Here is a 24,039-nt window from a genome sequence, read left to right as displayed (position 1 = left end):
TTGACCGTTAGGCCAGATCTTATTCGTCGTCGCCGTCGTTGTCGGCTTCCGGATCGAAGAAGTCTTCCGGACGCAGCGCGTCTTCGTCAACGCCGTAGATGGCGTCAGCGGAGGTGAGGCTTTCGCCCTTGGCCTGACGCTCAGCTTCTTCAGCCGAACGGGCAACGTTCAGCTCGACCTGCAGTTCGACTTCGGCGTGCAGGTGAAGGGTAACGTTGTGCAGACCGATGGTCTTGATCGGCGTGTTCAGCTCAACCTGGTTGCGGCCGATGTTGAAGCCTTCGGCAGCCAGGATTTCAACGACGTCGCGGGCAGCAACGGAACCGTACAGCTGACCGGTTTCGCCAGCCGAACGGACAACGATGAAGGACTTGCCTTCGAGGGCTTCGGCAACCTTCTGGGCTTCCGACTTGCGCTCAAGGTTACGAGCTTCGAGCGTTGCGCGCTCGGTTTCGAAACGGGTCTTGTTGGCAGCGTTGGCGCGCAGCGCCTTGCCCTGCGGCAGCAGGAAGTTACGGGCATAGCCGTCGCGAACCTTGACGGTTTCGCCCATCTGGCCGAGCTTGTTGATGCGTTCGAGAAGAATAACGTCCATCTTCTTGATCCTTTCTAGTTGTTGGTTTCGTTCGTAGTGTCTGTTTTCCGTGCCGGCGTCAGGGAGATCGTGCTGCGCACGTCGCTGAGGCCGAACACGAGAATGATGAACAGCGGAAAGACAAAGACCGCCGAGAGATAAGCGAGGATGAGAACTGGCAGGCGCCAGTCCTTTCCGCGCGCTTTTTTATGCAGCGAGGCGTAACCCGCCATCAGGAAGCCCGCGCCGAAAGTGCCGCAGACGACTGCGCCGACCATGGCCGCGACACCGCCGAAAAACATTGCAAGAATGCCTGCGAGGAAAATGAAGATCGCGTTGCGATGCATGCGCAATGCGGCCGGAATATCCTCGCGCGGGCGCAGACCCTTGCCGAAGGCGCCGACCAGCCGGGTCGCGAAATAATAGGCCGCAAACAGAAGGATGACCCAGAGAGCACCCTGAACGATCGGCAGCGTCAGCACCAGCAGCGATTTCGTCTGGGCGAGCGCCTCGGCATTGGGTTCGAACAGGGGTTCGCGGTTCTGCACCGAAGTCATCATGATATCGACCATGCGGGCGACGAGATCTGGCCCGTAGCCGATCATCCAGCCGAGAATGACAACGGCGACCGAAATCAGAATGCACAGGTGCAGCACGATGCCGGACAGGGGATACCAGGCGAGCAGGTCATCCGGTCCGCCAAGTTCGGAGGCCGGGCGCGCCAGATTGGCCAGATGCGACAGCCAGCCCGCCGGGATCAGCGTAAAGATCGCGATCGTCAGGGCAAAAAGCGGCGACATCACCAGCGCGCCGATAATGGCGGCGGTGAGGATGGCAACGATAGCTGCGCGATTGCCCCAGCCCATGCCCGCAACGAGGATCGGCATGGCGGAACCGGCATAAAGCAGGAAGGAAAAAGACGACTGTGCGGTGGCGCCAAGCGTCAGAAACGCGGCGCATATGCCGGCGAGAACGCCTGCTATCAGCACTGTCTGGTTGAACTTTTGCACTTCGCTGTCCTGCTGAAACTTAAGCAGTTAGAGGATCGCTCCTGAGAGCCTCATCCCCAACATGGGTTTTATGGTATCGATCCGCGCCCAACGCGGAAGGATCTGGAAAAGCGAGGCCGCGCCGAACGCAGCCTCGCTTCAATTCATTACGCTACGACGTAGGGCAGCAGGCCGAGGAAACGGGCGCGCTTGATCGCCTGGGCGAGTTCGCGCTGCTTCTTCTGGGAAACGGCCGTGATGCGGGAAGGAACGATCTTGCCGCGCTCGGAAATGTAGCGCTGCAGGAGACGTACGTCCTTGTAATCGATCTTCGGAGCGTTTGCGCCGGAGAAGGGGCACGTCTTGCGACGGCGGTGGAACGGGCGGCGTGCCTGGGAAGAGGATGCGTCAGCCATTGGTCAATTCTCCTTATGCACGGTCTTCGCGCGGACGGCGCGGACGGTCTTCGCGGGGACCGCGATCTTCACGCGGGCCACGGTCCGGACGGTCGCCATCGCGGCGCGGACGGTCGTCACGATCGCGCTTCTGCATCATAGCGGACGGGCCTTCTTCGTGGGCTTCGACGGCGATGGTCATGTAGCGAAGAACGTCTTCGTTGATGCGCATCTGGCGCTCGACTTCATGGATGGCGGCCGCCGGAGCGTCGATGTCCATGAGAGCGTAGTGAGCCTTGCGGTTCTTCTTGATGCGGTAGGTGAGGGACTTCAGACCCCAGTTCTCGATGCGTCCGACTTTGCCGCCGAACGATTCGATAACGCCCTTGTACTGCTCGACAAGTGCGTCGACCTGCTGGGCAGAAATATCCTGCCGGGCAAGGAAGATGTGTTCGTAAAGAGCCATTTAAGCTTTGCCTTTCTTGCGTTTCGTCCTTCACCCGGCAACGGCGCTAAGCCTCAACGACTGCTCCTGAAAAGGCGTAAGCCTTAAAGCAAGAAAAGCGTTGTTCGAGACGGTCGAGAGCGGAGACACGGGAGGCCGGAAAAACCTTATGGTTCCTGCTGTTCCGTCACCGGAACCAGCCCTCCGTTCAGCCACCAGCCAATTGGACCGGGTGTTGTGAACAGCGCGCTTATACGGATTTTTGCCCGGAATGCAAGGGCGGAGGCGAATAAGCGCGCCGTTTCATCGTCAGATCGGCATCGGATACTGCCGGTGGATCGCTGCGATGGCCTTTAGCACCTCATCCGAAAGCGTCACATCCGCAGCCGCAATATCGGTCTTCAGCTGCTCCATGGTGGTGGCGCCGATGATGACGGAGGCCATGAAGGGGCGCGTCAGGCAGAAGGAGATGGCGAGTTTTGCCGGATCGATGCCATGCTGGGCGGCAAGCTCCAGATAGGCCTTGACCGGGGCTTCCTGATGCGGCTGTAAGCGGCCGCCGAGGTCCTGGTTGATGGTGCCGCGTGAGCCGGCGGGGCGGGCGCCATTCTGGTATTTGCCGGTCAGCAGCCCTGCCGCCAGCGGCGAATAGGCGAGCAGCCCGACATTTTCGTGGTGGGCGACTTCAGCCATGTCGAGATCGAAGCTGCGATAGAGCAGGTTATACTCGTTCTGGATGGTGGCGACGCGCGGCAGGCCCCTGGCGTCTGCGATGTCGATATATTTCTGCGTCCCCCACGCGCTTTCGTTGGAAAGGCCGATGGCGCGGATTTTACCGGCCTTTACCAGTTCGCCGAGCGTTTCGAGTTTCTCGGTGACTTCGGCGATCGTGCGCTTGGTATCCTGACCGGACGCGTCAAAGCTCCATGCGCCACGGAAATGATAGGTGCCGCGATTCGGCCAGTGGATTTGGTAGAGGTCGATATAGTCGGTCTTCAGGCGCTGGAGGCTGGTGTCGACAGCCTCGCGGATCGCGGCGGCATCGATATCGCGACCGCCACGAATGTAATCGCGTCCTGAGCCGGCAACCTTGGTGGCGAGCACGACCTGATCGCGCTTGCCGCTCTTTTCAAACCATGTCCCGATATACTCTTCGGTCCGACCCTGCGTTTCGGCGGAAACGGGCGTGGTGGGGTATAGCTCTGCCGTATCGAAGAAGTTGACGCCGTTTTCGATGGCGTAATCCATCTGCGCATGCGCTTCGGCTTCGGTGTTCTGCGTGCCCCACGTCATGGTGCCGAGGCAGATTTCGGACACGGAAATACCCGTGCGGCCCAATAGTCTCTGTTTCATGGAAATGTCCCGGTGCTTGGCCAGATAGTTTGGAAGGTGGGGTGAAAGTAATGGGGATTTGCCGCAGTGCAAGAAAAAATATGATGAAAAGAAAGGGGAAAACAGCACGACAAAACCCCTGACACCAGGCCGGCAGACAGCCTCAAGCCTTGACTTCGCTGGCGGGAATGTGAATGGAAGTCGACAAGAATAGAGGCAAGGCCAGACAAGAAGGACGACATCCCATGGGTATTGCATTCACATTTCCCGGTCAGGGCAGCCAGGCTGTTGGCATGGGCAAGGAGCTTGCGGATAGCTATCCGGAAGCACGCGCCGTGTTTCAGGAAGTCGACGACGCGCTCGACCAGAAGCTTTCCGACATCATGTGGAACGGCCCGGAAGAGACCCTGACGCTGACGGCCAACGCCCAGCCGGCGCTCATGGCCGTCTCCATGGCGGTCATGCGCGTTCTTGAGGCGCGCGGATTAAAACTGTCCGATACGGTCTCCTATGTCGCGGGCCACTCCCTCGGCGAATATTCGGCGCTCTGCGCCGCCGGCACCTTCTCGGTTGCCGATACCGCCCGTCTGCTTCGCATCCGCGGCAATGCCATGCAGGCTGCCGTTCCGGTGGGTGAGGGCGCAATGGCTGCGATTATCGGGCTTGAGCACGATGCCGTTTCCGCCATTTGCGACGAGGCCGGCATTCTCGGCGTGTGCCAGATCGCCAACGACAATGGCGGCGGCCAGCTGGTTATTTCCGGCAGCAAGGCCGCCGTCGAAAAGGCAGCGGCAATCGCATCCGAGAAGGGCGCCAAACGCGCCATCATGCTGCCGGTTTCCGCGCCCTTCCATTCCGCGCTGATGGCGCCGGCGGCAGACGCGATGCGCGAGGCGCTGGCGAAAGTTGAAAAGCACGATCCTGTCGTGCCTGTCATCGCCAATGTGCGCGCCGCTCCCGTTTCCGATGCCAACGAGATCGCCGGCCTGCTGGTCGAGCAGGTAACGGGCCAGGTGCGCTGGCGCGAGACGGTGGAATGGTTTGCCGCCAACAACGTCACACAGCTTTATGAGATCGGTTCCGGCAAGGTGCTGACGGGCCTTGCCCGCCGCATCGACAAGACGGTGACTGGCGTCGCCGTCAACGGTGCTGCCGATATCGACCAGCTTCTCGCCACGCTTATCAGCTGAGGCGGAACTCCTCCGCGGCAATACTTCTCGGGGCGCAACAACGCTCACCAATTTCAGTCCGAAGCTCTAAAGAAGGAATAGGACATGTTAGATCTCACAGGCCGCAAGGCTCTCGTAACCGGCGCGACCGGCGGCATCGGCGAAGAAATCGCCCGCCTTTTGCACAAACAGGGCGCAACCGTCGGCCTGCACGGCACGCGCGTTGAAAAGCTCGAGGCGCTGGCGGCTGAACTTGGCGATCGCGTCAAGATTTTCCCGGCCAACCTTGCCGATCGCGCTGAAGTCAAGGCGCTCGGCGAAAAGGCCGAAGCCGAGCTGGAAGGCGTCGACATCCTCGTCAACAATGCCGGCATCACCAAGGATGGCCTTTTCGTGCGTATGAGCGACGAGGACTGGGACAATGTCATCGAAGTGAACCTGACGGCGATGTTCCGCCTGACGCGCGAACTGACGCATCCGATGATGCGCCGCCGTTTCGGTCGCATCATCAACATCACTTCCATCGTCGGTGTTACCGGCAATCCCGGCCAGGCGAACTATTGCGCCTCCAAGGCCGGCATGATCGGTTTTTCCAAGTCGCTGGCGCAGGAAATCGCCACCCGCAACGTCACCGTCAACTGCGTGGCGCCGGGCTTCATCGAAAGCGCGATGACCGGCAAGCTGAACGACAAGCAGAAAGACGCGATCATGGGCGCCATTCCCATGAAGCGCATGGGCACCGGCGCCGAAGTTGCATCGGCCGTCCTTTACCTTGCTTCCAACGAGGCGGGCTACATGACCGGCCAGACACTGCACGTCAACGGCGGCATGGCGATGATCTGACGCCCTTGCGGCCGTCATAAATGGATTGCGGCGCTCTTTAAGCACCTTCTATGGTGGCTTGCGCCGCAAGGCCCCGCTGCTGGTTTTCGGGGAAATTGCCTGTCATACGCTGTGCTTAGCGCGTTTTCAGGCTTTTCGACCGATTGAAACCATGTTAAGCGGGCCAAGACTGTGAACAGTCGTCCCGGAGAGACAGGAAGCCGTTGCGGTTTTGCGTGACGATGTCTAGCTTGGACCGGGTTGAACGGGTTTGCCAGCGGTGCCGGATTTGAACGGCGCACGAGGGCTTCTAACAGGGCAGGGTGCCGAGAGGCATTCCCTTCAAAATAAAGGTCGAGGAAACCGACATGAGCGATATCGCAGAACGCGTAAAGAAAATTGTAATTGATCATCTTGGCGTTGACGCCGACAAGGTTGTTGAAGGCGCCAGCTTCATTGACGATCTGGGCGCTGATTCGCTCGACACCGTTGAACTGGTCATGGCTTTCGAAGAAGAATTCGGCGTTGAGATCCCCGACGACGCAGCTGACTCGATCCTGACTGTCGGCGACGCCGTCAAGTTCATCGAAAAGGCCCAGGCCTGATCGACCTTCATCGGGAAGGTGAACTATCTTCCCGTCTTGGCCCGGCATGTCCGGGCCAATGCTTTATGTGCGGGCGAAACACGCCGTTGCGGCGTTGATTTCAGACGCGTGAACCGGCGGGCTTTGATGCCTGCGTTTTCTACGGTTGTTCCGGGGTCTGCGGCCATGGCCTGGCCGGATCGCTGCGGCGACCGATGATTTGGATAAGGGCGGAGCATTGGCGATGAGGCGTGTCGTTATCACCGGTACCGGCATGGTATCTCCTCTTGGATGTGGGACGGAAGTGACCTGGGAGCGGCTTCTTGCCGGCCAGAATGGCGCCCGTCTCGTGACTGAATTCGAAGTTGAAGACCTTCCTGCAAAGATTGCCTGCCGCATTCCGGTGGGCGATGGTTCCAACGGCACCTTCAATGCCGATGACTGGATGGAGCCGAAGGAACAGCGCAAGATCGATCCCTTCATCCTCTACGGCATGGCTGCCGCCGACATGGCGCTTGCCGATGCGGACTGGCATCCTGAAACCGACGAGGACCAGATAGCGACCGGCGTTCTGATCGGCTCCGGCATCGGTGGTCTGGAAGGCATTGTCGAGGCGGGCTATACGCTTCGCGACAAGGGCCCGCGCCGCATTTCACCCTTTTTCATTCCCGGCCGTCTAATCAATCTTGTATCCGGCCAGGTATCCATCCGCCACAAGCTGCGCGGACCGAACCACGCTGTCGTGACGGCCTGCTCGACTGGCGCTCATGCCATTGGCGACGCTGCCCGGCTGATCGCGCTTGGCGATGCCGACGTCATGGTCGCCGGCGGCGCCGAATCGCCGGTTTGCCGTATCGCGCTTGCCGGTTTTGCCGCCTGCAAGGCACTTTCCACCCAGCATAACGACAATCCGGAAAAGGCCTCGCGCCCCTATGACCGCGACCGCGATGGTTTCGTCATGGGTGAGGGTGCTGGCATCGTCGTTCTGGAGGAGCTGGAGCACGCCAAGGCGCGCGGCGCGAAGATTTATGCGGAAGTGGTCGGTTACGGCCTTTCCGGTGACGCCTATCACATCACGGCGCCATCCGAAGACGGCGAAGGCGCCTATCGCTGCATGTCGATGGCGCTGAAGCGGGCGGGCCTGACGCCTGATGATATCGACTACATCAACGCCCACGGCACCTCGACCATGGCTGATACGATCGAGCTTGGTGCGGTCGAGCGCCTTGTCGGCGAATCGGCATCGAAGATCTCCATGTCGTCAACCAAGTCGGCCACCGGCCATCTGCTCGGCGCCGCCGGTGCAATCGAGGCGATCTTCGCAACGCTTGCAATTCGCGACAACGTCGTTCCGCCGACGCTCAACCTCGACAATCCCGATGTTGAGACCAAGATCGACCTGGTGCCGCACAAGGCGCGCAAGCGACAGGTCAATGTGGCGCTCTCGAACTCCTTCGGCTTTGGCGGCACCAACGCCTCCCTCGTGCTGCGCCGTTACGAAGCCTGATTATCGCGGCGGCTGCGCCGCCGCTTTCGCGCCCTCCCACCGGGTGCTGACAGGACCGTTCCTTCCGTTGGAGGAACCTTTTGCGGCCTGCAAAAGCCGTTCCGGTTTTCGGGCCGATATTGTAGTCGTTTACAGGAGGCGGATGGCGGTTATCTCCAACCGCATGCTGCCTCCTCAACAGGCTTTGTCCGAAACGATGATCGCGAAGCCGAGCGATTGGCTTCACGATTTCTACATGTGGTGCAGGAAGACATTCCGAACCTGTTTTTGCCGCATTACCTGCGCAAAAAGCGCTGACAACGCCGAACTGAAAAGGACCGACGGTGAGCGACACGAACCAGAACAGCCAGGGACCATACGGACAGAACGGTTCGGCCGAAGGCAATCGCGGCCCGATCATCCCGAAATCCCCGACGGAAGCCTTGCGGCCGGAAAAAGTGCCCGCGCCGCCCAAGCGCTCGCGCAAGGCCCACGGCCAGCTTGTGATCTTCCTGAACTTCCTGATGACGCTTGCCGTCGCCGTCTGTGTGCTGGCTGTCGTGGCCTTCTATTACATGATCAATGCGTTTCAGGAGCCTGGTCCGCTCGAGACCAACACCCATTTCACCGTGCGCAATGGCGCGGGCCTCATCGAGATCGCCAACAATCTGGAGCGTAACGACATCATCTCCAACGCGCGCGTTTTCCGTCTGATGGCCGGCAGCTATCTGCAGAAGGACCAGACGCTGAAAACCGGCGAATATGAGATCAAGGCCGGCGCATCGATGAAGGATATTCTCCTCCTTCTCGAATCCGGCAAATCGATCCTTTATTCCGTGTCGCTGCCCGAGGGATTGACGGTCAAGCAGATGTTTGCCCGCCTTGCCGCGGACGAGGTTCTGGATGGTGAACTTCCTGCCACCTTGCCGCCGGAAGGCAGCCTGCGCCCGGATACCTACCGCTTCACCCGCGGCACCAAGCGCGAGGAAATCATCAATCAGATGAGTGCTGCGCAGGACAAGCTGATCGACATGATCTGGGATCGGCGCGATCCCGATTTGCCGATCAAGACCGTTGAGGAATTTGTGACGCTTGCCTCGATCGTCGAAAAGGAAACCGGCAAGGATGACGAGCGCGCCCATGTCGCGTCCGTATTCTACAACCGGCTGAAGAAGGGCATGCGCCTGCAATCGGATCCGACCATCATCTACGGCCTGTTCGGTGGTGACGGCAAGCCGGCCGACCGCCCGATCTACCAGTCGGATTTGCAGAAGCAGACGCCGTTCAACACCTATGTTATCAAGGGCCTGCCGCCGTCTCCGATCGCCAATCCGGGCCGGGCAGCGCTTGAGGCGGTCGCCAATCCATGGCGCACCGACGATCTCTATTTCGTTGCCGATGGCACGGGCGGTCACGTGTTTGCCAAGACGCTTGAAGAGCACAACGCCAATGTGCGCCGCTGGCGCAAGATCGAGGCTGAGAAAGCCGCGTCCGGCGCCAGTCCCGATGTTGTCGTTGATGGCCAGCCAGGCGGCGCCGAAGCGGAGAAACCCGCAAACAACTGATAATCATCACCCGGGCCTTGTCACAAACAGGGCCCGGTTTCGTATGGCATGACGGGGGTTAGCAGATATGACATTGCAATCGATGACCGGCTTTGCACGTAGCGAGGGGACGTCTGGCCGTCACCGCTGGGCGTGGGAATTGCGCTCGGTGAATGGCAAGGGACTGGATGTGCGCCTGCGCCTGCCAACCGGTCTTGAAGCACTGGAAACGGCCTTGCGTGAAATCGCAAGCGAGCATCTTTCGCGCGGCAATATTCAGGCAGGGCTGACGCTCGCGATTGCCGAGAACCGGCTGGAGGCCGTGATCAACCGGGATGCGCTCGCCGCCGTTCTGGCGCTCAAGCAGGAGCTTGGCGGTGTCGTTGACGACAAGCCGATGAGTTTCGATACGTTGCTGACGATAAGAGGCCTGGTCGATTTCCGCGAGGCGGAAGACGATGCGGACGCGCAGGCAGCGCGCAATGTGGATGTAGTCAACGGCTTTGCCCTGGCCGTCGAAAAGCTGAAGGAGATGCGGGAGCGGGAAGGCGCTTCGCTGTTCTCAATCCTGTCCGGCCATATCGACCGCATCGAGCAGCTTGCGGACATCATCGAACACGATCCTTCCCGTCAGCCCGAGCAGATCGCAGCACGACTTGCACAGCAGATCGCGCTGATCGGCGACGGCATGCATGGCCTCGACCGTGACCGCCTCCATGCCGAGGCAGCGCTGATCGCCACGAAGGCCGACCTGCGCGAAGAGATCGACCGGCTGCGCTCCCACGTGCAGGCTTCCCGCGAGCTGCTGGAGATCGGCGGCCCCGTCGGCCGCAAGCTCGATTTTCTTGCACAGGAATTTAACCGTGAGTCGAATACAATCTGTTCCAAATCGAACGCCAGTGCGGTAACCGCAGCAGGCATAGAACTGAAAGTGGTCATCGACCAGTTCCGCGAGCAGGTCCAAAATCTGGAGTAAACCCATGGCCCCGGCGAATATTTCTCCCGTTACGATTGCCCGCAGGGGGCTGATGCTGGTGATCTCTTCGCCGTCGGGCGCGGGCAAATCCACGATTGCGCGCAACCTGCTCGAAAAGGACAAAAACATCAGCCTTTCCGTCAGTGTCACGACGCGCGCGCGCCGGCAGAGTGAAATCGAAGGCATCCACTACAATTTCATCTCCAAGCGCGATTTCGAGCGTATGCGCGACAATGAGGAGTTGCTGGAGTGGGCCGAGGTTCACGGCAATTTTTACGGCACGCCGCGCGAGCCGGTGGAAGATGCCATGGCCGCCGGCCGCGACATGCTGTTCGATATCGACTGGCAGGGCGCCGAGCAGTTGCAGGACAAGATGAAGGCAGACGTCGTCTCGATCTTCATCCTGCCGCCGACCATGACCGAACTTCAGTCCCGCCTGCACCGCCGCGCCGAAGACACAGAAGACGTCATCAAGACCCGGCTTCTCAATTCCCGCGCGGAAATCGAGCATTGGCGAGACTATGACTACGTCATCCTCAACGACGATCTGCAGGCGGCTTTCGAGGCCGTCGAAGCCATCGTGAAAGCCGAACGCGTCCGCCGCGACCGCCGCCACGGCATGTTCGATTTCGTACGGTCATTGCTTGAGGAAGAGCCGAAGCTCTGAGAGAAGAATGAGGTTAGACTCTTGGGTTTATCGTCCCCGTGAAGACGATAATCATGACCGAAATCCTTGAACGATAGACAAAATGGGGCTACGTATATCCCATTGGGATATACGAGGGTCGAGGCATGGCCACGTCTACTGTATTTACAAGTAATCGCAGTCAGGCTGTCAGGCTGCCGAAGAACGTCGCTTTTCCAGACGACGTTCATAAGGTGGAAATCCTGAAAGTCGGCCTGACACGTATCATCGTACCCTATGGCAAGCGCTGGGACGACCTTTTTCTGACTGGTCCGCGTGTCACCGAGGATTTTCTGCCCAGTCGTGAAGAGCCGCCGTCGGAAGAGCGAGAAGCCTTCTGATGCTCCGATATATGTTGGACACGAACATCTGTATCTATGTGATGAAGACATACCCGCCTGATCTCCGGGACAAATTCAACAGTTTGGCGGACGAGTTATGTATTTCGAGCATCACGCTTGGCGAACTTTATTATGGTGCGGAGAAGTCGGCCCGGCGGCATGATAATCTGAACGCTGTCGAGAACTTTTGTGCTCGGCTTGAGGTCCTGCCTTTTGCAGAAAAAGCCGCCTCGCATTACGGTCAGATCAGGGCAGAGCTTGCCAGAGCGGGCACCCCCTGTGGGGCTCACGATATGCAGATTGGCGGTCATGCCCGTAGCGAAGGCTTGATTGTGGTGACCAACAACATGCGCAAGTTCGTGCGCATGCCCGGTTTACGGGTTGAAAACTGGGTCTAGTTCGAAGACCTGAATTACAGCGCGTTCGCCAGCGTCACGAATTCCTCCACCGACAGCGTTTCCGCCCGGCGTGTGGGATCAATTCCGGCCTTCTCCAGCAGCGCCTCGCCGCCGAGGCTCTTGACACTCTGGCGCAGCATCTTGCGGCGCTGGCCGAAGGCTGCCTCTGTCACCCTTTCAAGCTTGGCGACGTCGCAGGGCAGGGGCTTTTCTTTCGGTAACAGATGCACAACGGTCGACGTGACCTTGGGTGGGGGGCTGAAGGCCTGTGGCGGGACGTCGAAGGCCATTTCGGCGACGGTGCGCCAGCCGGCGAGGACGCCAAGGCGGCCATAGTGATTGTCGCCTTCTTCAGCGACGATACGCTGGCCCACTTCCTTCTGGAACATCAACGTCATGGATAGCCAGAAGGGTGGCCAATGCTTCGGCAGCAACCAGTTGACCAGCAACTGCGTGCCGACATTATAGGGCAGGTTTGCGATGATGCGCACCGGCTCGCCCGTGGGGAGAAGTCTCTCGAAATCTGTCTTCAGTGCATCACCCTCGATGACCTCGAGACGCCCGGGATAATGGGCTTCGATTTCGGCGAGGGCAGGCAGACAGCGGCTATCGCGCTCGATGGCAATCACCTTCTTTGCACCGAGTGAGAGAATGGCGCGCGTCAGACCGCCAGGGCCGGGACCGACCTCGATGACTGTCACACCGTCGAGTGGACCGGCTGTGCGGGCGATCTTCTGGGTGAGGTTGAGATCGAACAGGAAGTTCTGACCGAGTGACTTCTTCGCGTCGAGGCCATGGCGCTGAATGACATCGCGCAGCGGCGGCAGTCCGTCGATGGCCGCCATTATGCGCCGACCCGGCTGCGGGAAGCGATTTCACCGGCCATCCTCAGTGCCGCGACGAGGCTCGCCTCGCTCGCAATCCCCTGTCCGGCAATGCCGAAGGCAGTGCCATGGTCGGGCGAGGTGCGAATGAACGGCAGGCCGAGCGTGACATTGACCGAATCGTCAAAGCCGAGCGCCTTGGCGGGGATGAGCGCCTGATCGTGATACATGCAGACCGCCACGTCATAACGCTTGCGGGCGGCGTCGTGGAACATGGTGTCGGCGGGCAGGGGGCCGAAGGCGTCGATGCCGTCCTTTCGCAGCCTGATGGTCGCGGGGTGGATGATATCGCGGTCCTCAGTGCCGAGGGCGCCATCTTCGCCCGCATGCGGATTAAGACCGGCGACGGCCAGACGTGGCGCGGCGATCCCGAATTTTTCCCGAAGGTCGGTATCGATAATGCGGCAGGTGGTTACGATCAGTTCCTCCGTCAGCGCTGTCGGCACATCCTTGAGTGGGATATGGATTGTGACAGGCACGACGCGAACCTTGGGCCCCGCGATCATCATGACCGGCGTCACCGCTTTCCCCGTCTGGCGCAGTGCCAGATCGGCCAGAAACTCCGTATGGCCGGGAAATCCGAAACCTGCCTCGTAAAGCACGGATTTCGCAATCGGATTGGTGACGACGGCGGCTGTCCTGCCTTCAATCGTCAGCGAGACGGCGGTTTCGATGGCCTTGATCGTCGCATGGGCTGCACCGACATGCGGCTGCCCTGCCTGTACCTCGAAGCCCACCGGAAGGGGAAGAACGGGGAAGGCGCGCTCAAACACCTCGATGGCATTGTCCGCCTCACAGGTCTCGATATTGATCTCAACGCCGATGAGCGCCGCGCGGCTTGCCACCACATCGGGATCACCGATGAAGACGAAGGGGGGCACGCCGTTCTGCTGCCGTCTCGCCCAGGCGGTAATGGCGATATCGGGACCGATACCGGCTGGATCGCCCTGTGTCAGGGCAAGCGGCAGGGATGCATGTGTCACGGAAAGACCCGGATTTCGTATCAATATCAGGTATTGACGATCTGCGCCTTCTTGCGCAGCTCATCCATATATTTCTTTTCGTTCGGGTTTTCGCCGTCCTTGGCCTTCATCAGGTCTTCGGCCTTGAAGACCATTTCAGCCGCATAATCGTCGGAGACCTGACGCTGCTTGCAGATGGCGAGATATTCGACGCCTTTTTCGGTCACGCGCGTGCCGGTGGTGCCGCCTTCCTTGGCCTTCTCGACCAGCGCCTTCCATTCTTCCGGAAGTTCCGGAGCAAGGATGCGGCCCAGGTCCTTGATGGCGACATCGCGCATCGTTGCGGCAAAGCTTATTGCCTGGTCACAACCGGGATAGCGCTTACGCGATGCTTCAGCTTCGGCCTTACGTTTGCCGGTAATGGCGTTGCGTTTGGCTTCCGGGATGACAAAGATAACCTGCTGCAGGAAGTATTCCGTCGTGACGGGCTTTTCGCCGCGTTCCTTCAGGCGGGTCACCAGATCCTGGTTCGACATCTTGCCGCGTGCGCCATATCGGGCATTCACGAGGCGCGGCCAGCTCATCTGAACGGCGATGAAAGACTTGAAGTGGTCGGCGCCCACACCGGCCTTCGCCAGGATCTGGGTCAGCTGGTCCGGCTTCATCTTGTTGTTGGCGGCAAACCGCGCGAAGGCGGCATCGACATCCTGCGTGCTGACAGACATTTTGACGCGGGCGATTTCTTCGCGCTTCAGCGCTTCGTCAACGAGTTGATCGCGCGCTTTTTCGTTGAGATTGCCGGACTGGCGCTGCAACTTCAGGAAGGCGACGCGCCTTGCAATGTCATCATTGGTGATGGGGGTCTTGTTGACGACGATCTTGACGGTGCTGTCGGCGAAGGCCTGGCCGGCAGAGGGCACAATGGCCATGGGAACGGCGAAAATCGCAAAGGCAAACGCAGCGCCACGCAAAGCCGACTTTCCGAAATTCATCATCTGTTTCTCCCTTGTGTCGGAGAGGGTCCTTGCCCTCTTCCGCCAGTCTGTTCCGTCCGAAGCGGGAGCCGCAGCATCCCGGCATTTCAGAGTTGCACCTGTGCACCCGCACCGCGAATTCGCGACGTATATATCACCGCGATCCGCACCACGGCAATGTCTTGGTACGTTGAAAGAAAAACCTTGAAGGTTTCAAGTTTTGGCGGACAATGGCCTGTTGTTGCGGCGAAACCGTGACTTTACTGGTAAAATGAAAACGGCGGGTCACGATACTGCCTGACCCGCCGTCAATTTCAGTAATTGTTCGGCTTCCAGCCAATATCCATCTCATTCCAGTCCTCGTTGGCCGAGCCGACACTGATGTCGCCCAGCGTGCGGAAGGCCAGACGGGCATTGATCGACCAGTCATTGGCGGCCTGTCGGCTGGAATTGATGTTGCCTTCGTCTGAATAGCTGACGGTCAGGATCGTGCACTCATCCTGATAGGCAATGCCGATCCGGCGCTCAGCGGCAAATTTGCCGTTGATATCATAGTTGATGGCGCCGAACAGAGACCAGTTGTCGTCCATCCGCAGGGAGCCGGATGCCTGAATGATATCGCGGTCTTCGTTATAGCCGTATTTTGGCTGTGCCTTGACCTGCGTATAGCTCAGCCTGCCGTTGATACGGCGATCCGAATAGCTGATGCCCGTTTCCGACCGGTTGATTTCGAAATTGTCCTTGTCGAGCCGCAGGCTTGAGGACAGTGACAGCCCGATCGGTGCGTCGAAAGCGGCCATGGCGACGTAATCCGAACGATCGGATTCGAGGCCGGAATCGGCGCCGACGTTCAACAGATCGTAGGAAGCGAAGGAATTTTCGCCCGCCAGATGGAAGGATTGGCCGGCAATGGCGCGAACACCGTAACCATTGTTGAATGTGCCGTTGTAACGGAAGCCGAGATTGGCGCGCGTGCCGCCTTCGATCCGGTCGAAACCGGAGAACTTGTCGCGTTCAAACAGGTTGGTAGCGTCAAACACGAAGGCCTGCGAATCTTCGTTCGGAAGACGGCCGGCATATTGTTCGTTCGGACGCACGAAAATCTGCGCGATCGGCTCGATCACGTGGCTGCTGTTGAGCGCCGTGAACAGCCAGGGATAACGCACTTCGAGACCACCGGTGACCATGCCGCGCAACGCCGCATCATCATGGATCGTGCCTTCATAGGCGTAGGAGGTGCCACCAGAGGTAAAGCTTGCCGCCGTCATGTCAGTCCACAGCGCATCGCCGCGCGCCGCGAAGATCGGCGTGATCTGCAGGCCGCTATCCATGGTGATGGTGCGCTTCCACTCTGCTTCAGTGGTCCAGCGCGTGTAGGAACCTTCCAGGCCGTTGAAGCGCGGGTAGCCGCCCATCGCGTAGGAATCCTGCGTCGACCGGCTGATGCTCGTGAAGTTGGTCGTCAGCGACAGTTCGCCGCCATAGACCGGATCCGGCAGGAAGTAACGATAATCGACAGCCGGGTGAACGATCGCCTGCTTGCGCTCCTTCAACTCGGAATTATCGGTGTCCTGAACGTTGAAATAGTAACCGCGTGCGTCGAAACTGTTACGCTCGCTGGTTCCACTCAGATAAATCTGGTTGGTCTGGACGTCGTTCTTGTAGCCCTTCAGGCTGTATGTCCGCGAGAAGTTGTTATCGGACTGGACCATCGCGTCCCAGCCGAAGGCCCAGCGCGGATTGATGCTGAAGTCGGCCTTGCTCGCAACCATGCCACGCTGATCGTTCAGCGCGTCGCTGGTGCCGGCGATGAAGGTTTCCGAAGACTGCTGGCTGATGCCGGCAATCGTCAGCGTGTGCATGCCGGTCTCGAAGCGCTGGCGCAGCTCGGCCTGCAGCAGCAGTCCCTGCTTGGTATAGTAGGTCGGCGTGATCGTCACGTCGGAGGTGTCGGAGAGAACCTGGAAATAGGGCACGCCGAAACCGAAGCCGAGCTTGTTCGTCATGCTCATCTGCGGAAACAGGAAACCGGACTTCCGCTTCACCGTGTTGTCCGGAACGGTCAGGAACGGCACATAGGCAATCGAATGGCCGAAGAGCTGCAGGCGGGCCTTTTCCAGCCGCACCGTGTGGGTCTTGCCGTCCTGAATGACGCGCTCGGCCTTCACCTGCCACAGCGGCGCCTTTTCGGGGCGCTGCGCGCAGGGCAGACAGGCGGTGTAGACGCCATTGTTCAGCACCATGACATCGCCTTCGAGACGCTCGGCGCTCTCACCGGCAATGCGGGTGTTGTCCGTGGTCTCGACGCGCAACGCATTGACGAAGCCCTGACCGAAGTCGTCGGTCACGTCCATCTCGTCGGCATAGATCTTGTTGCCGCCCGGCTCGACCAGCTCGATGTTGCCATGGGCAATCACGCGGCCTGTCTGCTGGTTATACTCGACCTGCTGGGCAACCATGCGGTAGCCCGAATATTTCATCTGCACGACGCCCTTCGCGATGACGCGCTGGGAATCACGATTATAGGTCAGTTCATTTGCTGTAAGCAGGAGTTTCGAATCGTCTTGGCTTGCCGACGCGAGCAATCCATCCTGGCCGAAAGCGACCGGGCTGGATGCCAAATACGCGCACACAGCGGCACCTGTCAGAAGGGCCGTCCAAAGCCGCCTGATATTCCCGCGGTCAATTACCGCCACTAGCCGTCCTCCTGATGAAGCAGAATAGTTGCCCCCAATGCCAACGCCACGACGACTGGAACCCAGACCGCGACGGTGGGAGGGACAACGCCACCACTCCCGAATGCCCTTACGAGCACGGTTACTACATAAAGCACGAAGCCGGAAACGATTCCACCCAGAATCACGGAGCGCGACTGGGCGAAGCGGCTGAACTTTAATGAAACGGTCGCGGCGATCAAGGTCATCGCAACCAGAAGCAGGGGCGTCGATAGCAGGAAATGATACTGCGTCTCAAGCGCCTTTGAAGATAGTCCAAAGGACTTTGCGACTTCGATCTTGTGAGAAAGATCAAAGAAAGCAACGGTTTCCGTCTGCGTCATGCGCTCCTGGACGAATTCCTGTCTCAGATTGGTACTGATCTGCATGCTGTCTTGCCGAACTGGCACATGTCCCGCGCGGGTTTCCGAAACCCCGTTAAGAAGCCAGTAACCATCTTCTAATTTAGCGGACTTCGCATCCTTCCGTGAGACGATGTTGCCGTCCTTGTCGAGGTCGATAAGAACCACGTCGAGAAGCAGCGTTCCGTTGTCCTCGAAGCTCTTGGCGCCGATGATCGTATCCTTGCCGCCGCTCGACTGACGCATCCAGGGAATGATCTGCTGTTGTCGCCCGCCGCCCTGCTCGTTGCGCAGCCCGGCTTCCATTGCCAGCGACTTGTTCTGGCCCCAGGCGGCGATCGGGTTAAGAACGAGCACCGAGAGAATGCCGATGAATATGGCGCCAAGCACGAAGGGCAGGATGAATTGCCAGGCGGAAATGCCAGCGGCGCGCGTCACCACCAGTTCGTAACGCCGGTTGAGCGAGATGAGCGTCGTCATGCCGACGAAAAGCGCAATGAAGGGTATCGTCTGCTGCAGGATCAATGGCAGCCGAAGCGCAGTCAGGCCGAGGGCGGCGGGAACGGAATAGCCGGGCAGGCCGGACATGCGACGTGCGGTCTCGCTAAAATCGGCAAGGTAGATGATTGAGGACACGCCAATCACGAACCAGATGGCGGTCACGAGATATCGTTTCAGGAAATACCTGGCGAGCGTATTGAAGATCATGCGTTGCCGCTCCCCGAATTGCGCGCCAGACGGCTGGAGAAGAGGCGGCGCAGACGACCCGTCACGTCGGTTACCACCTTCGGCATTTTCGGTTTGCGGCCGGTAATCAGCACGAAGGCAGCCGCAGCACCGCTAAGGCCGGGGACGGCATAAACCAATGGAATAAACGCCACGCTCTGCTTCACCTGATTGGTAACGTAAAACCCGAGCCAGCGCAGCACGAAGGCCGTCACCAGGGCCGCGACCATCGGATGCATGCGCGCCTCGCGGTGCGAGCGGGCATCGGCGGCAATGACGAGGGAAATCAGCGCGAAGGAAAAGGCGAACATCCAGTCCGACAGGCGTTTGTGCAATTCGCTTCGGAAGGTTTCCGGCGACCGCTTGTAGCTGGCATTATTCTCGTCTGGCGACAGCAGGAAGCCGAGGCTGGCATCGCCAGGGGACAGTGAGGGCTCCGAATCCTGCTTTTCCGACATGGTGGACAGATCGAACGCATAGGACAGGAACTTGACGATCGATACCTTGCCGTCGGGCGTCTTTTGCTGCACTTCGCCGTCGCGCATTGTCAGCGACGTGCCGCTTTCATCGATCATGCCTTCCTTGGCATAATAGATGAGATCGAAATTCGGATCGCGGCGGTCAGCGACGAACAGGCCCTTGAGAATACGACCCTGGCGCTGCGCAATCTGCACGTACAGACCGTCCTGAATGGTGCGGAAGGTCTTCTCCTCGATCACCGAGGAAAGGAGGTCGGCATAAGCGGCTGCGACCATCTGGCGGGCCGAATTGCGGGCAGGCGGCTCGATGAAATTGGTGATGGTGAAGGACAGTGCGCTCAGTACGGCGGCGAGAATGAGAACGGGGCGATACATCACCGAGCGCGGCGCACCGGCCGCATCGATGATCGCCAGCTCGGAATCATTATTCATCGTCGTGAAGATCTGGGTAATGCCGATGACCAGCGCAAAAGGAAGCACCACGGGAATGAGCGTGGGCAGGATCATCGTCGCGAGCGCCATGAAGGAGCCCATCGACTGACCCGTATCGGTCACGAGATTGATTCTCTGGAGAACCTGGATGGTCCAGATGATGGCCAGCACCGGCAACAGCGCGACCAGAAACATCTGCGTTGTCCGCCGCAGGATATAGTTCTCGAGAAGCTTCATTCGGCCCTGTTCGACATTGTTTTTTCGCGCGATCGCTCGCCGAGTTTCCGCTTATCTAATCGCATCGTTTGCAATTGGCTATTCCGGCAGGCTCACAAATATGTCTTGCACGATTATTTTTCCTTCGCCTGTGTCTTTTTGTGGAACAAGCTGTCGGTTTCATGACGTGAATTCCCATTCCACAAAAATGCCTTTCCTTTAACGACTGTGGGGCTTTAAAGAATGCAAGGCTTGCGCCCCCGGCCGAAAAGGCCATGATCGGCGCACCATGAAAATTGACCAGGAAGAGCAGAAAACCATGTCCGCCAAATTCGATATTTCTTTCGCCAACGCCGCCTCACTGGAAAATGCATTGGCCATCGCGTTGCAGGCCTCGGGTGAGGGGCAGGCCGTTGCCGGTGCTTCGCAGGCTGACCCGGCCAGCGTGATCGAAAGGGCAGCGAAGATCGCCGGTTTTTCCGCAAAGGCCATGACGACGCTCGATATTATCGCGCCGCAGGGCTCGAGCGCCGACCGTTTGCTTGTCATCGGTCTTGGCAAACCGGCAAAGCTTGCTGCGCACGACTGGCTGCGCGCTGGCGGCACTGCGGCTGCCCATTTCAAGAAGGCGGAGAAGGTCGTCATCTACCTGGATGCGCCGGGCGTCGAGGTTGGCGGACAGGCGGCTGGCGATTTCGCGCTTGGCCTGATGCTGCGCGCCTATAGCTTCGATGCCTACAAGACCAAGAAGAAGTCGGACGACGAGAAGGCACCGAAAAAGGTCGACGTCATCATCGTCACCGCCGCTCATAAGGAGGCCGAGAAGGCCTCCGCCGCGGCGGAAGCTGTCGCCGGAGGCGTTATTCTCGCGCGCGATCTCGTCAATCTGCCGCCGAACGTTCTCGGACCTGTCGAATTTGCCGAGAAGGCTGAAGAGCTGCGCAAGCTTGGAGTCGAGGTTGAAGTCCTCGGGGAAAAGGAACTGAAAAAGCTTGGTATGAACGCGCTTCTTGGCGTGGCGCAGGGGTCTGCCCGTCCGCCGCGGCTGGCAGTGATGCAGTGGAACGGCGGCTCCAAGAAGGATGAGCCCATCGCCTTCGTCGGCAAGGGCGTCGTTTTCGACACCGGTGGGATTTCGCTGAAGCCCGGCCTCAATATGGAAGATATGAAGGGCGACATGGGTGGTGCTGCGGCCGTTACCGGACTGATGCACACGCTGGCTGCCCGCAAGGCCAAGGCAAACGTGATCGGCGTCATCGGCCTTGTCGAGAACATGCCCGACGGCAACGCCCAGCGCCCCGGCGATATCGTCACCTCCATGTCCGGCCAGACCATCGAGATCATCAATACGGATGCGGAGGGTCGGCTGGTTCTGGCAGACGCGCTCTGGTACACCAAGGAGCGCTTCAACCCGAAATTCATGATCAATCTCGCGACGCTCACGGGCGCCATCACCGTGGCGCTCGGCAACCTGCAGGCCGGCCTGTTCTCCAATGATGACGAATTGGCCAGCCGGCTCGCGCAGGCAGGCGAGGTGACGGCGGAAAAACTGTGGCGCATGCCGCTGCACAAGGATTACGACAAGATCATCGATTCCAAATTCGCCGACATGAAGAACAGCTCGGGCCGCCTGGCGGGCTCCGTCACGGCCGCGCAGTTCCTCAAGCGCTTCGTGGGCGACACGCCATGGGCGCATCTCGACATCGCCGGCACGGCCATGGGCTCACCGCTGACCGAGATCAACCAGTCATGGGGCTCGGGTTACGGTGTACGTCTTTTGAACGAACTCGTTCGCGCCCATTACGAAGATTGAAACGAGCGGAGCGGCACGCCGGGGCATGACGGAAATCCTGTTCTATCACCTGACGGAATCGAAGCTGGAGGACGCGCTGCCGTCTTTGCTCGAGAAATCGCTGGAGCGCGGCTGGAAGGTCGCGGTCCAGACGGTGGATGAGGACCGGCGGGATTTTCTAGACACGCATCTGTGGACCTTTCGGGACGACAGCTTCCTGCCGCACGCCACCGATTCGGCCCCCGGACCGGAGAGCCAGCCGATTCTCCTAACGGCATCAGACGAAAACGCCAATGCAGCGGGCGTCCGCTTTCTCGTCGATGGTGCGGAGCCGCCTACGGTGGAGGCCTATGAGCGCGTCGTCTTCATGTTTGACGGCTATGACGCCTACCAGCTGGAAATGGCGCGAAATCACTGGAAGAGGCTGAAAGCGGAGGGACACGCACTGACCTACTGGCAGCAGTCGCCGGAAGGCCGCTGGCAAAAAAAAGCGTGATCGAATGGCAGGTTGCGGATTTGTAGTTATTGGTTTTATACGCAAATAGACCGGCAACAATTTGCACGTGGCGCCGACCGGCGGTTTTTGCATTATGCCCCGCTGGGAAACCCGCAAGCAGACGGTCATTTCGGATGCGGATCTGTTGATTCTGCTCAAGGCAGGTTCGGCGGATAAACAGCAGAGGACACGAAGTATGGGACAGGCAATTTCACGGCCAGACGGCGAAATGGAGCGTCTGGTTGCTGTGCGGTCGATCATGCCTTTCAAGAATGCCGAAATGCCGGAATTGAAGGTGCTGTCGCAATTGGGGCAGGGGATCTTCGGGGTGTCCCGTGCGGCGATCCATATTGTTGACGAGGACTGGCTTCATATTGCCGAACAGGCGGGAATGGAGCTGTCGGAATGCCCGCGCGACCTGTCGATCTGCACCCGCGTCGTCAGCAGGAAAGATGTGGTGGTTATCGCTGACCTGACGAAGCATCCGGATTTTCGTTTCATGCCCTATGTGAAGGGCGGCCCTGAACTGCGTTCCTATGCCGGTGCGCCGATCGAGCTGGAGCCGGGTCTTGTGGTCGGCTCCTTTTGCCTGGTCGATACCGAGACGCGGGAATTTTCGCAGGCGGAAATCGATAGTCTGAGAGGCTTTGCCCTGCTGGCCGCTGCGCTTCTGCGGCTCCAGAAAGCCAATTTCACGATGAGCCTCGCTGAACGGGAACTGCGTGACGCGGCGATGACCGATCCGCTGACGGGATTTTATAATCGCAAGGCTCTGGATGCGGTTGTCGACAGCCAGCTGGGCCTCGCCCTGCTTGCAAACCAGGCCTTCGGCGTCCTCTATCTTGATCTCGATGGTTTCAAGACCATCAACGACACGCTGGGCCACCCGGCGGGTGATCGTGTGCTGACGGAGGCCGCGGCGCGCATCCGTGACGTGATCCGGGACGAAGATATCGTGGTGCGAATGGGCGGTGATGAATTCGCGATTTTCATACCCCCACCGAGCAGCGCCGCGATGTTGAATGGAGTGGCGGAGCGGCTGCTGGCCGCTTTCCGCAATCCTTTCGATATTGACGGGCAAGAGGTCAGCGCGCGTCTCAGCATCGGCGGTGCACTGGCCCCGCAGGCAGGCACGGACCGCGCCACGCTTCTGCGCAGTGTCGACGAAGCGCTGTATCAGGCCAAAAAATCCGGGCGCGACCGCTTCGTCAGCCGCGCCCTGTGATGCCTGGCATTTCGAGAGACGTTTTCTTTTCTCAGTCGTAGAAAGAATCTACGAATTTGTGACGGCCGAGCAGGAAAGCGTCGGCCACATGAGTCAGCGGCGCAAGATCGACGTCGGAGCGGCCCGCTTTGATGATTTCCGAGAAGCGCTCGTAAAGGGCGGGATATTCCCGCTCCGGCTGCGACAGCTTTTCTTCCCCGTCGATCGAGAGCTTCGCGCCGCCTTCAGACAACACCATCTGCCCGGCTGCGGTTTCCGCGACGATATCCCAGCTCTGCTTGCCGGTCTGGCGCCAGTCGAACTCGGCATGGACGGGGGTTTTCAGGACGTCGGAGAAGTGCAGGTCAGCTGCGATCGGGGCGTCGCGGTTCTCCGGGAATTCGAGCGTTGCCTTGGTGAGGAACAGCGCATGCGGCAGGATGTGCGTGATGATGGAAAGCGCATTGATGCCGGGGTCGAACACGCCGAGACCGCCTGCCTGCCAGATCCATTCCTGGTTCGGGTGCCAGTGGCGAACATCTTCTTTCCAGATGACGTGAACGCTATTGATCTTCGTAGACCCCAGAAACGCCTTTGCGGCCTCGACTGCCGGCGCATAGCGCGAGTGCCAGCTGGCAAATAGCGACAGGCCCTTGGTATCGGCAAGCCGAACGAGGTCCTGTACTTCCGATAAAGTGGCGCCAGGCGGCTTTTCGAGGAAGACGTGCTTGCCGGCATTCAGAGCGGCATGAGCGGCCTCATAGCGATATTGCGGCGGCATGCACAGGGACACGGCTTCGATATCAGCCACAGCCTCGAGCATCGCTTCGATCGTGCCGAAGGAAGCAACCCCCTCGACTGTGCCGTGGCGGCTTGCGGTGCAAATCAATTCGAAATCGGGATTGCCGGAAATGGCCGGAAGGTGCTGGTCGCGAACGATTTTGCCGACGCCGACGATGGCAAGCTTTGTGGCTGACATGGAATGAACCTGTTGCAATGCTGTCTGGGATAAAGTGTGACTTTTTACCGATTTCTAGCAGAAACGATTAAAGGAGCAA

The 24,039-nt window shown here is 59.4% G+C and carries 24 protein-coding genes; 12 read left to right on the top strand and 12 right to left on the bottom strand.

The genetic code is table 11. The features are described from left to right. Positions 1–19: 19 nt before the first annotated feature. The 5 genes from rplI to FS804_RS04260 form a co-directional block, all read right to left on the bottom strand. Positions 20–595, bottom strand: coding sequence for a 50S ribosomal protein L9 (rplI, locus tag FS804_RS04285; RefSeq protein WP_063951069.1), 576 nt, complete (start codon positions 593–595; stop codon positions 20–22). Positions 596–609: 14 nt separating this feature from the next. Further along, entirely contained in the window at positions 610–1,584 is a 975-nt protein-coding gene (locus FS804_RS04280) for a DUF2232 domain-containing protein (RefSeq protein ID WP_144574989.1), read from the bottom strand. Positions 1,585–1,730: 146 nt separating this feature from the next. Next, the gene (rpsR, locus tag FS804_RS04275) at positions 1,731–1,979 is read right to left on the bottom strand and encodes a 30S ribosomal protein S18 (protein ID WP_003502063.1); all 249 of its coding nucleotides are present in this window, start codon (positions 1,977–1,979) and stop codon (positions 1,731–1,733) included. 13 nt (positions 1,980–1,992) lie between these two features. Continuing rightward, entirely contained in the window at positions 1,993–2,424 is a 432-nt protein-coding gene (rpsF, locus tag FS804_RS04270; protein WP_004441041.1) for a 30S ribosomal protein S6, read from the bottom strand. A 288-nt stretch (positions 2,425–2,712) separates the two neighbouring features. After that, a complete protein-coding gene (locus tag FS804_RS04260; protein ID WP_144574986.1) occupies positions 2,713–3,756 on the bottom strand; it encodes an aldo/keto reductase in 1,044 nt (347 codons plus the stop codon). Positions 3,757–3,980: 224 nt separating this feature from the next. On the opposite strand from FS804_RS04260, the gene fabD reads away from it, so the two are divergent. From fabD to FS804_RS04215, 9 genes are all read left to right on the top strand, one after another. Then, positions 3,981–4,925, top strand: coding sequence for an ACP S-malonyltransferase (fabD, locus tag FS804_RS04255; RefSeq protein WP_144574983.1), 945 nt, complete (start codon positions 3,981–3,983; stop codon positions 4,923–4,925). 84 nt (positions 4,926–5,009) lie between these two features. Beyond that, a complete protein-coding gene (gene fabG / locus FS804_RS04250) occupies positions 5,010–5,747 on the top strand; it encodes a 3-oxoacyl-[acyl-carrier-protein] reductase (RefSeq protein ID WP_063951072.1) in 738 nt (245 codons plus the stop codon). Between the two features lie 347 nt (positions 5,748–6,094). Beyond that, a complete protein-coding gene (locus FS804_RS04245) occupies positions 6,095–6,331 on the top strand; it encodes an acyl carrier protein (protein WP_003502080.1) in 237 nt (78 codons plus the stop codon). A gap of 223 nt (positions 6,332–6,554) precedes the next feature. Continuing rightward, entirely contained in the window at positions 6,555–7,817 is a 1,263-nt protein-coding gene (fabF, locus tag FS804_RS04240) for a beta-ketoacyl-ACP synthase II (RefSeq protein WP_144574980.1), read from the top strand. Positions 7,818–8,140: 323 nt separating this feature from the next. Next, the gene (gene mltG / locus FS804_RS04235) at positions 8,141–9,361 is read left to right on the top strand and encodes an endolytic transglycosylase MltG (RefSeq protein ID WP_144574977.1); all 1,221 of its coding nucleotides are present in this window, start codon (positions 8,141–8,143) and stop codon (positions 9,359–9,361) included. A gap of 67 nt (positions 9,362–9,428) precedes the next feature. Further along, positions 9,429–10,316, top strand: coding sequence for a YicC/YloC family endoribonuclease (locus FS804_RS04230; RefSeq protein WP_063951075.1), 888 nt, complete (start codon positions 9,429–9,431; stop codon positions 10,314–10,316). Between the two features lie 4 nt (positions 10,317–10,320). Next, a complete protein-coding gene (gene gmk, locus FS804_RS04225) occupies positions 10,321–10,983 on the top strand; it encodes a guanylate kinase (protein ID WP_144574973.1) in 663 nt (220 codons plus the stop codon). Between the two features lie 125 nt (positions 10,984–11,108). Continuing rightward, positions 11,109–11,342: a type II toxin-antitoxin system VapB family antitoxin gene (gene vapB / locus FS804_RS04220; RefSeq protein ID WP_144574969.1), complete on the top strand. Its 234-nt coding sequence runs from the start codon at positions 11,109–11,111 to the stop codon at positions 11,340–11,342. Further along, the gene (locus FS804_RS04215) at positions 11,342–11,740 is read left to right on the top strand and encodes a type II toxin-antitoxin system VapC family toxin (protein WP_144574966.1); all 399 of its coding nucleotides are present in this window, start codon (positions 11,342–11,344) and stop codon (positions 11,738–11,740) included. Before vapB ends, FS804_RS04215 begins: the two co-directional genes overlap by 1 nt. Positions 11,741–11,754: 14 nt before the next feature. Here the strand turns inward: FS804_RS04215 and rsmA are convergent, their stop codons facing one another. From rsmA to FS804_RS04185, 6 genes are all read right to left on the bottom strand, one after another. Continuing rightward, the gene (rsmA, locus tag FS804_RS04210; protein ID WP_144574963.1) at positions 11,755–12,585 is read right to left on the bottom strand and encodes a 16S rRNA (adenine(1518)-N(6)/adenine(1519)-N(6))-dimethyltransferase RsmA; all 831 of its coding nucleotides are present in this window, start codon (positions 12,583–12,585) and stop codon (positions 11,755–11,757) included. After that, positions 12,585–13,607 carry a 4-hydroxythreonine-4-phosphate dehydrogenase PdxA gene (gene pdxA, locus FS804_RS04205; protein ID WP_144574960.1) on the bottom strand — a complete coding sequence of 341 codons (1,023 nt, stop codon included), beginning with the start codon at positions 13,605–13,607 and terminating at the stop codon, positions 12,585–12,587. The genes rsmA and pdxA overlap by 1 nt, the downstream gene beginning before the upstream one ends. Before the next feature lie 26 nt (positions 13,608–13,633). Beyond that, positions 13,634–14,581: a SurA N-terminal domain-containing protein gene (locus FS804_RS04200; protein ID WP_063951080.1), complete on the bottom strand. Its 948-nt coding sequence runs from the start codon at positions 14,579–14,581 to the stop codon at positions 13,634–13,636. Positions 14,582–14,874: 293 nt separating this feature from the next. Beyond that, positions 14,875–17,256, bottom strand: coding sequence for an LPS-assembly protein LptD (locus tag FS804_RS04195; RefSeq protein ID WP_063951081.1), 2,382 nt, complete (start codon positions 17,254–17,256; stop codon positions 14,875–14,877). After that, positions 17,256–18,344 (bottom strand): LPS export ABC transporter permease LptG, encoded by a 1,089-nt coding sequence (lptG, locus tag FS804_RS04190; protein ID WP_063951082.1) that lies wholly within the window; start codon positions 18,342–18,344, stop codon positions 17,256–17,258. The genes FS804_RS04195 and lptG overlap by 1 nt, the downstream gene beginning before the upstream one ends. Then, positions 18,341–19,510 carry an LptF/LptG family permease gene (locus tag FS804_RS04185; protein WP_063951083.1) on the bottom strand — a complete coding sequence of 390 codons (1,170 nt, stop codon included), beginning with the start codon at positions 19,508–19,510 and terminating at the stop codon, positions 18,341–18,343. The genes lptG and FS804_RS04185 overlap by 4 nt, the downstream gene beginning before the upstream one ends. A 298-nt stretch (positions 19,511–19,808) precedes the next feature. On the opposite strand from FS804_RS04185, the gene FS804_RS04180 reads away from it, so the two are divergent. From FS804_RS04180 to FS804_RS04170, 3 genes are all read left to right on the top strand, one after another. Next, a complete protein-coding gene (locus FS804_RS04180; protein ID WP_144576320.1) occupies positions 19,809–21,302 on the top strand; it encodes a leucyl aminopeptidase in 1,494 nt (497 codons plus the stop codon). 25 nt (positions 21,303–21,327) lie between these two features. Continuing rightward, the gene (locus FS804_RS04175) at positions 21,328–21,777 is read left to right on the top strand and encodes a DNA polymerase III subunit chi (protein ID WP_144574957.1); all 450 of its coding nucleotides are present in this window, start codon (positions 21,328–21,330) and stop codon (positions 21,775–21,777) included. A 196-nt stretch (positions 21,778–21,973) separates the two neighbouring features. Continuing rightward, entirely contained in the window at positions 21,974–23,002 is a 1,029-nt protein-coding gene (locus FS804_RS04170; protein WP_063951125.1) for a sensor domain-containing diguanylate cyclase, read from the top strand. A gap of 31 nt (positions 23,003–23,033) precedes the next feature. Here the strand turns inward: FS804_RS04170 and FS804_RS04165 are convergent, their stop codons facing one another. Further along, positions 23,034–23,960 (bottom strand): Gfo/Idh/MocA family protein, encoded by a 927-nt coding sequence (locus tag FS804_RS04165; protein WP_144574954.1) that lies wholly within the window; start codon positions 23,958–23,960, stop codon positions 23,034–23,036. Between the last annotated feature and the right edge of the window lie 79 nt (positions 23,961–24,039).

It is taken from the genome of Agrobacterium sp. DE0009 (assembly GCF_007680755.1).
GTDB classification, from domain to species: domain Bacteria; phylum Pseudomonadota; class Alphaproteobacteria; order Rhizobiales; family Rhizobiaceae; genus Agrobacterium; species Agrobacterium tumefaciens_B.
Note: the sequence above shows the minus strand (reverse complement) of the source record. Positions and strands in the feature narration are given on the sequence as shown.

What these genes read in the sequence shown, in the direction of transcription:
- rplI (WP_063951069.1), bottom strand. Translation starts at nt 595, where the DNA reads ATGGACGTTATTCTTCTCGAACGCATCAACAAGCTCGGCCAGATGGGC.
- rpsR (WP_003502063.1), bottom strand. Translation starts at nt 1,979, where the DNA reads ATGGCTGACGCATCCTCTTCCCAGGCACGCCGCCCGTTCCACCGCCGT.
- rpsF (WP_004441041.1), bottom strand. Translation starts at nt 2,424, where the DNA reads ATGGCTCTTTACGAACACATCTTCCTTGCCCGGCAGGATATTTCTGCC.
- FS804_RS04260 (WP_144574986.1), bottom strand. Translation starts at nt 3,756, where the DNA reads ATGAAACAGAGACTATTGGGCCGCACGGGTATTTCCGTGTCCGAAATC.
- fabD (WP_144574983.1), top strand. Translation starts at nt 3,981, where the DNA reads ATGGGTATTGCATTCACATTTCCCGGTCAGGGCAGCCAGGCTGTTGGC.
- fabG (WP_063951072.1), top strand. Translation starts at nt 5,010, where the DNA reads ATGTTAGATCTCACAGGCCGCAAGGCTCTCGTAACCGGCGCGACCGGC.
- FS804_RS04245 (WP_003502080.1), top strand. Translation starts at nt 6,095, where the DNA reads ATGAGCGATATCGCAGAACGCGTAAAGAAAATTGTAATTGATCATCTT.
- fabF (WP_144574980.1), top strand. Translation starts at nt 6,555, where the DNA reads ATGAGGCGTGTCGTTATCACCGGTACCGGCATGGTATCTCCTCTTGGA.
- FS804_RS04230 (WP_063951075.1), top strand. Translation starts at nt 9,429, where the DNA reads ATGACATTGCAATCGATGACCGGCTTTGCACGTAGCGAGGGGACGTCT.
- gmk (WP_144574973.1), top strand. Translation starts at nt 10,321, where the DNA reads ATGGCCCCGGCGAATATTTCTCCCGTTACGATTGCCCGCAGGGGGCTG.
- vapB (WP_144574969.1), top strand. Translation starts at nt 11,109, where the DNA reads ATGGCCACGTCTACTGTATTTACAAGTAATCGCAGTCAGGCTGTCAGG.
- FS804_RS04215 (WP_144574966.1), top strand. Translation starts at nt 11,342, where the DNA reads ATGCTCCGATATATGTTGGACACGAACATCTGTATCTATGTGATGAAG.
- rsmA (WP_144574963.1), bottom strand. Translation starts at nt 12,585, where the DNA reads ATGGCGGCCATCGACGGACTGCCGCCGCTGCGCGATGTCATTCAGCGC.
- FS804_RS04200 (WP_063951080.1), bottom strand. Translation starts at nt 14,581, where the DNA reads ATGATGAATTTCGGAAAGTCGGCTTTGCGTGGCGCTGCGTTTGCCTTT.
- lptG (WP_063951082.1), bottom strand. Translation starts at nt 18,344, where the DNA reads ATGATCTTCAATACGCTCGCCAGGTATTTCCTGAAACGATATCTCGTG.
- FS804_RS04185 (WP_063951083.1), bottom strand. Translation starts at nt 19,510, where the DNA reads ATGAAGCTTCTCGAGAACTATATCCTGCGGCGGACAACGCAGATGTTT.
- FS804_RS04180 (WP_144576320.1), top strand. Translation starts at nt 19,809, where the DNA reads ATGTCCGCCAAATTCGATATTTCTTTCGCCAACGCCGCCTCACTGGAA.
- FS804_RS04175 (WP_144574957.1), top strand. Translation starts at nt 21,328, where the DNA reads ATGACGGAAATCCTGTTCTATCACCTGACGGAATCGAAGCTGGAGGAC.
- FS804_RS04170 (WP_063951125.1), top strand. Translation starts at nt 21,974, where the DNA reads ATGGGACAGGCAATTTCACGGCCAGACGGCGAAATGGAGCGTCTGGTT.
- FS804_RS04165 (WP_144574954.1), bottom strand. Translation starts at nt 23,960, where the DNA reads ATGTCAGCCACAAAGCTTGCCATCGTCGGCGTCGGCAAAATCGTTCGC.